We start from the raw sequence: 13,143 nt of genomic DNA, 5'->3' as shown, positions 1-13,143 counted from the left end.
GGACTTTTCACCGGAAAGTCCCTTTTTTATTGCTTTTCCATAACCTCATTTGCACACCTTTCGGGTTTTTCATCACAATTCTGGAAAAACCTTCACATCTCCCGTTATTCTTTGAGACCTGTCGCGGCACAAACGCGATATATACCTACAATAACAACTGATTTATCCCTATCTGAGGGGTTCAAGTTCAGCAAGGAGCAGGGAAATGCCTACCACTATCGGGATCACCGCCGAAACACTCGCCCTTTATGGGATCCACCAGAATAGCGAAATTGTCTATAACCCTGATTACGATGCTCTTTTTGCCGAAGAGACCGCGCCGGGCCTGGAAGGTTTTGAGCGCGGGCAGGTGACAGAGCTTGGCGCTGTGAATGTCGATACCGGCATCTTCACCGGCCGCTCGCCGAAAGATAAATACATCGTCCGTGATGACACGACCCGCGATACGCTGTGGTGGTCTGATCAGGGCAAGGGGAAAAACGACAACAAACCGCTGTCGCAGGAAATCTGGACATCGCTGAAAGCGCTGGTCAGTAAACAGTTGTCCGGCAAGCGTCTGTTTATCGTTGATGCATTCTGTGGCGCAAATGCCGATTCCCGTCTGAAAGTGCGTTTTATTACAGAAGTCGCCTGGCAGGCCCATTTCGTCAAAAACATGTTTATCCGCCCGGACGACAGCGAACTGGAAAATTTCGAACCTGATTTCATCGTGATGAACGGCGCGAAATGCACCAACCCGGACTGGCAGAAACAGGGGCTGAATTCTGAAAACTTCATCGCCTTCAACCTGACCGAACGTATCCAGCTGATCGGCGGCTCATGGTACGGCGGCGAAATGAAGAAAGGCATGTTCGCGGTGATGAATTATCTGCTGCCATTGCAGGGTATCGCCTCGATGCATTGCTCGGCGAACGTCGGCGAAAAAGGCGATGTGGCGGTATTCTTTGGGCTTTCCGGCACCGGTAAAACCACGTTATCCACCGATCCGAAACGTAAGCTTATCGGCGATGATGAACACGGCTGGGACGATGACGGCGTGTTTAACTTTGAAGGTGGCTGCTATGCCAAAACCATCAAACTCAGTCAGGAAGCCGAACCTGAAATTTTTGGTGCGATAAAACGCGATGCGTTGCTGGAAAATGTGGCGGTCAGTGCGGACGGCAAAATCGACTTCAACGATGGCAGCAAAACCGAAAACACCCGCGTTTCCTATCCCATTTATCACATCCAGAATATCGTCAAACCGGTATCGAAAGCGGGCCACGCCAGCAAAGTGATTTTCCTGACGGCCGATGCGTTCGGCGTCTTGCCGCCGGTTTCACGCCTCACCCCCTCGCAGACGCAATACCATTTTCTGTCCGGCTTCACCGCCAAACTGGCAGGCACCGAGCGTGGCGTCACTGAACCCACCCCGACCTTTTCCGCCTGCTTTGGCGCGGCGTTCCTGATGCTGCATCCGACACAGTATTCCGAAGTGCTGGTGAAGCGTATGGAAGCCGCAGGGGCGCAGGCGTATCTGGTGAACACCGGCTGGAACGGCACCGGCAAACGCATCTCACTGAAAAATACCCGGGCCATTATCGATGCGATCCTCAACGGAACGATCGATGATGCGGAAACCTTCACGTTGCCGCTGTTCAACCTGACGGTGCCGGTGACGCTGCCGGGCGTCGACACGCACATTCTGGATCCGCGTAATACCTACGGCAGCCGTGAGCAATGGCAGGAAAAAGCGGAACATCTGGCCCAGTTGTTTATTGATAACTTTGATAAATACACAGATACCCCGGCCGGTGCCGCGTTGGTCAGTGCGGGACCGAAGCGCTAATCTTCTGGCAATCTCATCACAGGCGCGGACTTCCGCGCCTTTTTTATTGCAACCGGCCCCCCGGCATTTCAGAATGACAGCATTGCTGTCAGAGGAGCCTCATATGGCGACGATTACCGTTCGGAATCTGGATGATGATGTGAAGGAATTACTGCGCATCGCGGCGGCCAGAAAAGGCCATTCGATGGAAGAAGAAGCGCGTCTGATTCTGAAACAGGCGCTGACCACGACGGCGCCTGATTTTGGGCTGGGCAGCCAGCTCCGCCAGCGTTTTTCCACCGTGGTTGCAGATCCGTTGGAACTGCCACCCAAATGATCATTCTCAATACCGCCGTGATCCTTGAGATGATCCATCCCAGGCCGCAAAAAAACGTCCTGCAATGGCTGGATACGCAGGACACCGCACAGTTATACCTGACCAGTCTGAGCGTCGCGGCGCTTTTCAGCTGGGTCGACAATCTGGCACCGGAACAACCCAAAGCCGCACTTTCTGCCGCCTTGCTGGACATGCTCAATGAGGATTTCGCTGGCAGGCTGTTGCCGTTTGATGCGGCCAGCGCGCTGTATTATCCGCGGGTGACGGCCTTATCGAAGGCGGCCAATATGGAGATGGCGGAGCGTGATATTCAGCTCGCCGCAATCTGTCTGAACCATCAGGCAACGCTGGCGACGGATCACGCAGACGTGTTTGTCCACACCGGCGTAGAACTGATTAATCCGTGGGATGCAGCGGAGACCCCGAGATGGCGGGAAGAAGCGGCAGAATATTATGTGATGAGCAGGAAGAGTTGAGGGGTGGATTGCCGGCACTGGCCTTTCACTGCGCGCTCCGCCCGCTGACTTTGCTTCCGGTGCTGCAGCGACAACCGTAAAACGCCCTCCCCTGCGAAGGGGAGGGTTGGGGTGGGGTATTAAAGAAAAATTAAGGTGTTAGCGTTTGCTCTGACCCGGTGTTAGCCCTTAAAACCCCCTCCCTGCCTCCCCCTTCGCAGGGGGAGGAGCAGATCTGCCTCGTGCGGGCGGTTCAGAAACGTGCTGAATGACAGGTTGCAGACCTGAGGCTGCAATCCCGAATGGAGAAACCGAAACTTTCACCCGTCTGAAAACAGGATCATTAAGACTCCCCTTAATCAAACCGGTTTTTGCTGAACCGCCACCGCTTTCAGCATCTCCACCGGTAACGGCAGATACGCCCGGATCCGTAATCCACCCCGGTCACTCTTCCCGATATCCAGTGTGCCTGAATGGGCATCCACAATACGCTGAACAATCGCCAGACCCAGTCCGGTTCCGCTGGTCGTTCGTGCGCTTTCACCGCGTACGAACGGCTGGAACAGATGCTTAAGCTGGTCAGGCGCAATGCCCGGACCGTCGTCCTCCACCTGGAACCACGCCCGCTGGAGTTCCCGGCCACTGCTGACTTTAATCCAGCCATCGCCGTAACGGGCAGCATTCACCACCATATTGACCACGGCACGCTTGATGGACAGCGGATGCGCATTGACCAGCAATTCGCCGTCGGCCAGATCAGAGTCGATCTCACGTTCATAACCGCTTTCTGTTGCAATCACTTCCCCCAGAATACCGTTGAGATCGGTGATTTCGGTCGGCATCTCCTGGCCCGTACGCAGATAATCGATGAACTGCTCAATGATTGCGTTGCACTCTTCGATGTCTTTATTGATCGACTCGGCGAGATAACTGTCATCATCACTCATCATTTCTGTCGCCAGACGGATACGGGTCAGCGGGGTCCGCAGATCGTGACTGACACCCGCCATCAGCAGAGTACGATCATCCGCCAGCAATTTGACCCCGGCAGCCATCTGGTTGAACGCCCGGGTCACGGAACGGACTTCAGACGCCCCGTATTCGCGCAGCGGAGGCGGGATAATGCCTTTCCCCACCTGCAATGCCGCGTGCTCCAGCTCCACCAGGGGGCGGTTCTGAATACGGATAAACAGCCACGCGCCACCAATGGCCAGCAACATAATCGCCAGCGTATAGCGGAACAACGGCGAGAAATCGCCCTGATGGATTTCGGTTAACGGGACACGCACCCAGATGTCAGGCGACAACCAGGTTTTCAGCCACACCACCGGGGTATTCTTATTAACCTCGACGCGCACATCGGTAGGGCCACCGAGCTGCTGCGCCATCTGCTGACTGAGGAATTCGTAGTGCTGCGCCCAGCGCAGACCACTCTCTTCGGCCGCAGAGTTGGTATAAAGAGAAATGCCCAGTTCACGGTAGATTTCGCGACGAAATGCCGGTGGAACGGCCAGTAACGTACCATCTTCCAGCTGCAACCGGTCGGTCATCAGCATACGCACTTCGTATGCCAGCACCTTATTGAACTGCTGCAGACTGGGCAGAATGGCGAAGTTGAGCACCACCAGATAGGTCGTCACCAGGCTGACAAACAGCAAGGTGACGATTAATAACAGTGTTCGGGCAAACGAGCTACGCGGTGAAAAGCGTATTCGCTTCATGCCTTACTGCCGTCCGGCACAAACACGTAACCCAGGCCCCAGACGGTCTGGATATAGCGCGGGTGAGCAGGATCTTCTTCCACCATGCGGCGCAGACGGGAAATCTGCACGTCGATAGAACGTTCCATCGCACTGTATTCACGACCACGCGCCAGATTCATCAGCTTGTCACGGGACAGCGGCTCACGCGGATGGCTTACCAGCGCCTTCAGCACGGCAAATTCTCCGCTGGTCAGCGGCATAGGCTCGTCTTCACGGAACATTTCGCGGGTGCCGAGATTCAGTTTGAACTTACCAAACGAGATCACCGCTTCTTCCTGAGAAGGCGCACCCGGCAGTTCATTGGCCTGACGGCGCAGGACGGCGCGGATGCGGGCCAGCAGTTCACGCGGGTTGAACGGTTTAGGAATATAGTCGTCGGCACCGATTTCGAGGCCCACGATACGGTCAACTTCTTCACCTTTAGCGGTGACCATAATGATCGGCATCGGGTTGCTCTGGCTGCGCAGACGACGGCAAATAGACAGCCCGTCTTCGCCAGGCAACATGAGATCCAGCACCATCAGGTGGAATGACTCACGGGTCAGTAAACGATCCATCTGTTCAGCATTGGCAACGCTACGCACCTGGAAGCCCTGTTCGGTCAGATAACGCTCCAAAAGTGCGCGCAGGCGCATGTCATCATCGACCACCAGAATCTTGTGATTTTCTTGCATGTAACTCTCCCAAAGGCGTGAGTGCCTGAAGCTTGTATTGTTAGAAATGTCAGCCAAAACAAACAGCGTTTAATGGTATATATTCTAGCCGAAATTGTAACAATGATTATGGATTTCCTAATTTATCAACAATATCAGAGGAATCTTCCGCACGCGAAGGTTGGTTTGTTACCGTTTGTCCACCCACGAAAAGCTGCACCTCTCCTTCCGCTGTACATGACCTGACCTTTCTGAGCTGACCTTTTGGGTGAAAAAAAAGCAAAACAGTCGCTGTCCGGTAAAATAATTATTAATTTTAATGAATCAAAAAATAAGTTTACTTAATAATACAGGGGTAAAAATGATGCTTTCTTTTAAAAAGAGATCATTTAGCCACCAACCGATCATTCAAGTGAATTTTCAAATATTAAAGATCATCCATATTTATATATTAGGATAAAAAGTTCAGATCATTGAAATCGATTAGCGGCTATCGACTATTCAATGTATAAAACACTTGATAGAATTCGCCAACTAAAGAGGATGAATTGGCCTTACTCTTATTCATTCAGCTTATCTTTAGTCAAACCTTTATTTTCTATTTCTGAATGGATGCAAAAAATGAAAAACAAGTTCAAGCTCTTAGCGGGCGGGATATTTTTGGCTATGGCTGCAAATAGCTATGCGATCGATGGTGCCATAAACTTTACCGGGGCAATTGTCGAAGAAGCCTGTGAGATTAATGGTGGGGAAGAACTCAATATACCGTTAGGGACTTATTCAGCAGCACAATTCCAGGAAATTGGTGACCTCTCGCCAAAAATCCCTTTCACCCTGCCACTTGATAACTGCCCTGTCGTTACAGCGACGAACCCTACTCCCCATTTCCGGATATGGCTGGAAGCAGATACCGTTGCTGATACCACTGATTTGATTGCCCTTGGCAATGATTATGGCGATGCCATGGCAGATGGCGTCGGTATTCGGGTCGAAGATGCCAAAACGAATCAGATTATGAAAATCAACGGGTTACCAGACATTATTTATCCTATCCCTGGTAAAGTCATGACTGTCGATCTGCTTGCATACTATGAGTCATTTAAATTAGCTGGTGATATCACTGCCGGTGCCGCAGACGCGCGTGTAAAAGTTACTCTCGATTACCGATAAGCACTTTTCATCATGCCCTGTAGGGAAAATCCTTACAGGGCATTTTTATTAAGCGTTCATCTAATTATCGTCTGAATATATTACTACTCTAAGGGTTGATATCTGTATGGGTAAAAAAAAATCCACTTACATTGATTTTGATTATATTTTCATTACTCACATCACAACTGTCTTATGCGGGTGGCATTGTCGTGGGGCGAACCCGCGTTATTTATGATGAGAATAAAAGAGAAGCGAGTCTTTCTGTTAAAAACAACTCAGAAAGCAATCCATTCCTGATACAGTCCTGGGTTGATGCCGGGGGAGAAAAAACACGCGGCCCTTTCATCATCACGCCGCCGTTATTTCGCCTGAATGCACAACAGGAAAGCAACCTTCGCATTTCCTATAACGGAAAGTCTCTTCCTGCCGACAGAGAGTCTGTTTTCTATATCAATGTTAAGGCGATACCTTCAACGCCTAAAAATACAAAAAATGAACTCAAACTGGTGGTCAATACGCGGATAAAACTCTTTTACCGGCCGACATCACTGTCAGGAAAAGCGTTTGAAGCACCAAAGTCTCTCACTTTTACGCGAAACAACGGGCATCTCATTATTAAAAACCCGAGTCCCTATCACGTCGTGTTCAGCTCACTCAGCATTGGCCCTACCTTTTTAAAAGAAGTGGCGATGATTGCTCCTTTAAGTGAGCTGGATGTCGTTCTACCGGCGAATACTTCAGGCAGCAGCGTGAAATGGGATGCGATTAATGACTATGGCGGAACAACGGAACCCTATGAACAACCTTTGTAATCAGACAAACAAAGCCACCCCATAACTCGCAGCCATCGCCTGATGACGACCACTCAGAAGTACGAGAAAACTATGCTCACGGATGAAAAATTTTTACAGACACGCTTGTCTGGAGACGTTAAAAAACACTCAGCGCCGCTCGTGCTTAAACTGGGTCGCCTGCTGGCCGGTACGGCTTTTGGCTTACTCGCCTCTCACGCCGCCCGTTCAGAAAGCGTCTATTTCGATCCTCAGTTCATCGAGCGCAAAGCAGGCGATGTGGGGGAAGTTGATCTCTCCTTGTTCCAGAATAATGATCAGGCACAGTTGCCCGGTGACTATGACACCGCGTTATATGTGAACAAAAAATTAAAATTACGTCGTTCAATTAGCTACTTATCCAGAGAAGATGGCACACTTGAGCCACAAATTACACCTGATATATTGCGGGCACTGGGCGTCAATGTTGATGCTTTTCCGGCGTTAAAAAATCATCAGCCTGATACCCCGCTGGGTCAGCTTGCGCAATATATCCCTGCTGCCGACGTCAAATTTGATTTCTTCCTCATGCAGCTTAACTTCAGCATTCCGCAGGCTGCGATCGTCCATAATGCTCAGGATTATATTGACCCGACAAAATGGGATGATGGCGAACCCGCCCTCTTCTCAAATTACGCCTATTCCGGCGGCCAACGTAGCAACCGCAATGGCAGCGACGACTCCAGTCAGTACCTGAATTTACAAAGCGGGTTTAACGCTGGCCCGTGGCGCGTACGCAATTACACGACCTACAGTAACAGCGGGGATGAGCAGCGTTGGGATACGATCTCAACCTATGTCGAACGGGATATAAAAGCCTTAAAATCAAAATTCCAGATCGGTGAAAATTCAACGTCCGGCGAAATCCTCAGCAGTGTTCCTTTCTCAGGGGTTCAGCTTTTTTCCGACGATAATATGCTGCCAAACAGTCAGCGGGGTTTCGCACCGACAATACGGGGCGTCGCAAACTCAAATGCTGAAGTGACCATCCGGCAAAATGATCACATTATTTATCAGTCCTTTGTACCGCCAGGCGCATTTGAGATAAACGATCTTTATCCTTCTTCCTATAGCGGAAATCTTGAGATAACGGTGAAAGAAGCGGATGGCACGGAGCGTCGCTTTAATCAGCCGTTTTCCGCTATTCCGATCATGCAGCGTCCGGGGCGTTTGAAATATACCGCAACCGCGGGTGTTTACCGGGCCACGAATGCCGATGAAAAAGAGCCCACTTTCGCCCAGGGCACGGCTATCTATGGCTTTTCCAATACCATCACCACCTACGGCGGCTCGGTGGTATCGGAAGATTACCTCTCCGCCCTTTTCGGGCTTGGCTATAACCTTCAGTGGTTAGGCGGAATTTCCGCAGATTTTACCCATGCCCGCACGACACTGGACAACCATCAGACCACATCAGGCCAGTCATATCGCGTCCAGTATTCCAAGAATATAGAAATGACAGACACCAATTTCAGTCTGGCGAGTTATCGCTATTCGAGTGCCGGTTATTACGATTTTGACGAATCAACGCAGCATATTGATGAAGGGGATACGTCTGCCCTTGATTACCACAAGCGCAGCAAAGTTCAGTTCAATATCAACCAGACATTGTGGGACGGTGCGAGCTTATATCTGTCAGGTTATGAGCAGGACTACTGGAACAACAGCGGCAAAGAGAAAAATCTCTCGCTTGGCTTCAACCACAGCGTGTTTGGCATCAGTTATAACCTGAGTTATTCCTACAGCAAATTACAAGGTGAGGATGACGATCAGCAGGTATCCCTGAACGTTCGTATCCCTCTGAGTCGCTGGTTGCCTCAAAGCTGGGCCACTTACAATGTCTCTAATCAGAAAGGCGAAGGGACGCGTCATCAGGTTGGATTGAGCGGAACCGCACTTGACGATCGTCGCCTGAGTTATTCGATGCAGCAAAGTTACACCGATCAGGATAGCGAAAGCAGCAGCAACCTGTATTCATCCTATCGCTCGTCCTTTGGCAATCTCAATGCCGGTTATAACTACAGTCAGGATTCGCAGCAATTCAGCTATGGCATTGCGGGGGGCATCGTGGCTCATGCTCATGGCATCACGTTGTCTCAACCGCTCGGGGAATCTTTTGCATTAATAGACACCAATGGTGCCAGTGGCGCACGTCTGCAAAACCTTCCCGGCGTCAGAACTGACTGGCGCGGGTTTGCTGTCGTCCCATACCTGACTGCGTATAACGAAAACCGCATTGCGATGGATACAACGACGTTGCCGGGGGATGTGGATATCGAAAACACCTCAGCCACCGTGATCCCCAATTCTGGCGCTATGGTGACCGCACACTTTGATGCCCGCGTGGGCGCCAGGGTGCTGGTGACGCTGGTGCGCTCAAACGGGGCGACGGTACCTTTCGGTGCCGTCGCTACGACTGAAAAACAAAGCAATATCGTTGATGAAGGCGGCGTCGTTTATCTGTCGGGTATTCCGTTGGAGAAACCTGTTCTGCTCCATGTGAAATGGGGAAATGCCGCATCCCAGCAATGTCAGGCTCAGATCAGCCTTTCCGCCTCAACCACTCAGGTTAACTCACTGACGACTAAGTGTATTTAAGGATAATTTATGCACACTAAAAAACAGATCCTGCGCAACCTGACATCTCTCTTAAAGCTCACCCTTCTGGGGATCACCCTCAACAGTTTTTCATCCTTTGCACTGGCAGGGTCAGCCATGTGTTCGCCGGAAGATGGCGCAGGGGCGGATTATGAAAATTTTCTTCACGAAGATATTCCCGCGACTGATAACGAGAGAGGGAAAAAGTATGAACGGAATATGAACGGGGGGATGCAGAATTACACCATCGTCTGCAACTGTACTGACAATGATGCCAATAGCAGTGGCGGTGTATTGCTGATGTACACCGTGAAAACGGCCCTGCCTAAAGGCACTGAGCCGGGATATTACAAAATTAACGATCATATTGACGTCAAAGCACTGCTCGATCTGCCGCCAGCAACAGGTATTGCTGTACCAACAGCGAAAACACTCGGTGATGCGACGCATCACACTGATGCCAATAATAACGGCGTTTGCGCCCAGCAAAATACCCGTGCCAGCTTCGATGTTGGGGCAAAAGGTTCATTATCCTTTTCTATTACCACTCCTTTCATCGGTGAACTGGAGATTCCAAGAACAGAGATTGCACAGGTTTACTTGTCCTCAGGTACGGCGATAGTGACCGCGCCACCGCTGGGCTCCCCCGTTGCACGCGTGTACATCAGTGGCAAACTGACCGTGCCTCAAAGTTGCGAAATCAATAAGGGTGAGACAATCACTGTCAACTTCGGTGCTATCGCAGCCAACAAATTCACCACACTCGGTCAACCCCCTAAGGGCTTTATTCCTTCCACGTTCAACATCACATATGACTGTACAGCACATGGATTGCCTCAGATCCCGACAGGTACACAGCTGGCCATGCTGCTGAAAGGTGACGATCTGGCGGATCAGTACACGCTGGTGGCAAGACGCCGACCTTCAGATAACAAAGCTGACATAGGTATTCGGGTTGAAAACGCGGGCGGGTTGGCAATCCCTTTCGAATCAGGAAACCTTCCGATGAACCAAAATGGTATCGGCAATATATCTATGACCGCCTACCCGGTTAACCTCATTGGTGGCGGGCTGGATACCGGCGAGTTCAGTGGTATGGCAACGCTGAAAGTCGATATCAGATAAGCCCGCGATGGCTCCTAGTTCACAATCTCAATACTCACCAACCGGCTGTCCGCGCGTCCGTGGTCGTCCACTGCGCGGATGCGGTATTGCCCGTTATTGATGGGCTGCCAGTCGATGGCGGTTTTACTGGCGGAACTGCCGAGATAGATATCATCCACAAACCAGTAGACCGTTTTGCTGTCCGCGTCCGTCACCGCGTTGAAGGAAATCCGGTCCCGGCCTTGCCGGGATTGCCGCAAGGTGTACGTGGTGTTTTTCAGCGGTGAGGTGATGCGCGGCGGGTTGCCGCCAACATCCATGCCGTTATCCTTGCAGTGACTGGCCGGCGGTTTGCGTTTTGGCAGTCCGGCTTGCGCAAAGACATTCGCCAGATCTGACGGCCAGAACTCAAACACTTCCGTACGGGTTTGCTCTTCCTCAAAAGGCGGGCACGCCACTTCACCGGTCAGTTTATCGAGACGCACCGGCCGGTAAACGGTATCCACTTTGATCGGCGATTTGCCGGGAATAAACCAGGTTTTGCCTTTTTGCTGACACCACGGCGTCGGCAAATCACCGCTGGCGAGGCAGATATCCACCCGCTTCAGCCCTTTAGGCAACGGGCGTTTTGGCTCCTGCAATTCGGGATAGCTGGCGTTAATGCTGTCGATAATATTGAAGAACAGCGGCGCAGCGGCGTCTGCGCCGACAAACACGTTATTGCCTTTGCTGTCGAAATTCCCCTCCCATACCACTAACACGTATGGCCCGAAAATCCCCACGCTCCACGCATCGCGAAATCCCCACGAAGTGCCGGTTTTCCAGTACACCGGCAGCGAGGAAGGCGTCTGCGCCAGCGTATCCCCCGGACGGCGGTGCTGACGCAGCATATCGAGCGTCATGAAACTGGCTTCCTCACTCAGCAAACGCACCGGCGTTGTCTGGCGCGGATCGCTTTTTTGCATCCGTAACGGCTGCAACACACCCCGGTTCGCCAGCAGTGCATACAGCTTTGCCAGTTCCTGCATCGTCACTTCGCCGCCACCCAGTACCAGCGACAACCCGTAATGGTTTTCGCTGGCCATATCCGCGACGCCGGAAAGGCGCAGAAACTGATAGAACGTCGGCTGGCGAAGCTGCGACGCGACATACACAGCAGGAATATTACGGCTGAAGTTGAGCGCATCGGTGGCCGTCACCGGACCAAGAAATCGCCGGTCAAAGTTCTCCGGTGCGTAGGCACCAAACGCCGAAGGCACATCCTTCAGGATGGTCATCGGATGCAGCACCCCCTGTTCCATGCCCAGCGCGTAAATAAACGGTTTCAGCGCAGAGCCGGGCGAGCGCCGGGCGTTGGTGCCGTTCACCTGCCCCTGAATAGTCCGGTTGTAATAATCAGCGGAACCGACCAGCGCCCGCACGCCCATATCGCGGGTATCGACCAGCAAAACGGCGGCGTTGTGAATGCCGCGGCTTTCGTTACGGGTGATAAACGCATTCACCTGCCGCTCAGTCAGCCGTTGCAAACCGGCGTCCAGGGTGGTGTCCGTACGGGTATCCGTACCGGCAAGTTGCTGGTTTTGCTGACGTAACTGCTCGATAAGATGCGGCGCAATATACGGCATCCGTTCAGGCTGACGCAGCGCCAGCGGCAACCGGAACAAGGAGGTCTGGCTGCTGTCAGTGGCATAATACGTCTGCCAGCGCAGGAAAAGCCGGTTACGTGCCTGTGTCAGTGCATTACCCAGCACACCGGTTTTGGGGTCAATGCGGTAGCTGGGGGATTGCGGTAAAACGGCCAGCGTCAGCGCCTCCGGCAAGGTCAGATCTTTCGGCGCTTTGTTGAAATAAATCAGACTGGCCGCGCCGATGCTTTCAATGTTGCGGCCATAAGGCGCTGCGTTGAGATAGGCTTCGAGAATATCGTGTTTGGAGTAACTCAGTTCAAGCTGCACCGCACGCAGAACCTGCATGATTTTGCCGGAAGGCGAGCGGGTATTGAGATGCCAGTGCATACGCGCAAGCTGCATGCTGATGGTCGAGCCGCCCTGCATTTTGCCGCCCGCCACATAGCTGCGCCAGAATCCGCGCAACAGACTGAACGGATTAAAACCGGGGTTGATATAAAACCAGCGATCTTCATGCAGTAACAGGCCATTGATTGCCAGCGGAGATATCTGCTCCAGCGGCGTCCAGAGCCGGTAACGGTCGTCGTTCGCCAGCGTGATGCGCATCAGCGTACCCTGCCGGTCATAATAGACGGTGGAAAAAGGTTGTCCCTGAGAAAGAGGCGGATGCGGCCACAGACGGCACGCCAGCACAATAAGCGCCAGTAAAAAAACGGCCATCGCGATATTTTGCAGCAGCCGTTTGGTGGATTTGAAAAACGCGGGAAAGGTGATCATCTTGCTACTCAGACCCGCTAACGCCCCGCGATTTTAGCG

Annotated in this window: 10 protein-coding genes; 7 read left to right on the top strand and 3 right to left on the bottom strand. The window is 52.1% G+C overall.

Translation table 11 applies throughout. The features are described 5' to 3' along the window. Positions 1-205 precede the first annotated feature (205 nt). The 3 genes from pckA (at position 206) to EDF78_RS11150 (ending at position 2,620) form a co-directional block, all read left to right on the top strand. Positions 206-1,828: a phosphoenolpyruvate carboxykinase (ATP) gene (pckA, locus tag EDF78_RS11160; RefSeq protein WP_133823115.1), complete on the top strand. Its 1,623-nt coding sequence runs from the start codon at positions 206-208 to the stop codon at positions 1,826-1,828. Between the two features lie 103 nt (positions 1,829-1,931). After that, on the top strand, positions 1,932-2,144 hold the full coding sequence (locus EDF78_RS11155) for a plasmid stabilization protein (protein WP_133823114.1): 213 nt from the start codon (positions 1,932-1,934) through the stop codon (positions 2,142-2,144). After that, the gene (locus EDF78_RS11150; protein WP_133823113.1) at positions 2,141-2,620 is read left to right on the top strand and encodes a type II toxin-antitoxin system VapC family toxin; all 480 of its coding nucleotides are present in this window, start codon (positions 2,141-2,143) and stop codon (positions 2,618-2,620) included. Before EDF78_RS11155 ends, EDF78_RS11150 begins: the two co-directional genes overlap by 4 nt. 338 nt (positions 2,621-2,958) lie before the next feature. Here EDF78_RS11150 and envZ read toward each other — a convergent pair whose 3' ends face one another. Both envZ and ompR read right to left on the bottom strand, forming a co-directional pair. After that, a complete protein-coding gene (gene envZ / locus EDF78_RS11145; protein ID WP_095923815.1) occupies positions 2,959-4,320 on the bottom strand; it encodes a two-component system sensor histidine kinase EnvZ in 1,362 nt (453 codons plus the stop codon). Then, on the bottom strand, positions 4,317-5,036 hold the full coding sequence (gene ompR, locus EDF78_RS11140) for a two-component system response regulator OmpR (protein ID WP_009635740.1): 720 nt from the start codon (positions 5,034-5,036) through the stop codon (positions 4,317-4,319). Before ompR ends, envZ begins: the two co-directional genes overlap by 4 nt. A gap of 600 nt (positions 5,037-5,636) precedes the next feature. On the opposite strand from ompR, the gene EDF78_RS11135 reads away from it, so the two are divergent. The 4 genes from EDF78_RS11135 (at position 5,637) to EDF78_RS11120 (ending at position 10,720) form a co-directional block, all read left to right on the top strand. Next, a complete protein-coding gene (locus EDF78_RS11135; RefSeq protein ID WP_133823112.1) occupies positions 5,637-6,185 on the top strand; it encodes a fimbrial protein in 549 nt (182 codons plus the stop codon). A 98-nt stretch (positions 6,186-6,283) separates the two neighbouring features. Further along, positions 6,284-6,979 carry a molecular chaperone gene (locus tag EDF78_RS11130; protein WP_133823147.1) on the top strand — a complete coding sequence of 232 codons (696 nt, stop codon included), beginning with the start codon at positions 6,284-6,286 and terminating at the stop codon, positions 6,977-6,979. Positions 6,980-7,120: 141 nt separating this feature from the next. After that, positions 7,121-9,595, top strand: a complete 2,475-nt coding sequence (locus EDF78_RS11125; protein WP_243839445.1) for a fimbria/pilus outer membrane usher protein — start codon at positions 7,121-7,123, stop codon at positions 9,593-9,595. A 9-nt stretch (positions 9,596-9,604) separates the two neighbouring features. Continuing rightward, positions 9,605-10,720, top strand: coding sequence for a fimbrial protein (locus EDF78_RS11120; RefSeq protein ID WP_095923819.1), 1,116 nt, complete (start codon positions 9,605-9,607; stop codon positions 10,718-10,720). A gap of 14 nt (positions 10,721-10,734) precedes the next feature. Here the strand turns inward: EDF78_RS11120 and pbpC are convergent, their stop codons facing one another. Next, positions 10,735-13,104, bottom strand: coding sequence for a penicillin-binding protein 1C (pbpC, locus tag EDF78_RS11115; RefSeq protein WP_133823111.1), 2,370 nt, complete (start codon positions 13,102-13,104; stop codon positions 10,735-10,737). Positions 13,105-13,143 lie beyond the last annotated feature (39 nt).

Origin of the sequence: Rahnella sp. BIGb0236 (assembly GCF_004364755.1) — a bacterium.
Taxonomy (GTDB): domain Bacteria; phylum Pseudomonadota; class Gammaproteobacteria; order Enterobacterales; family Enterobacteriaceae; genus Rahnella; species Rahnella victoriana.
The sequence above is the reverse complement of the archived record's forward strand: the minus strand, read 5'-3'. Positions and strand labels throughout refer to the sequence as shown.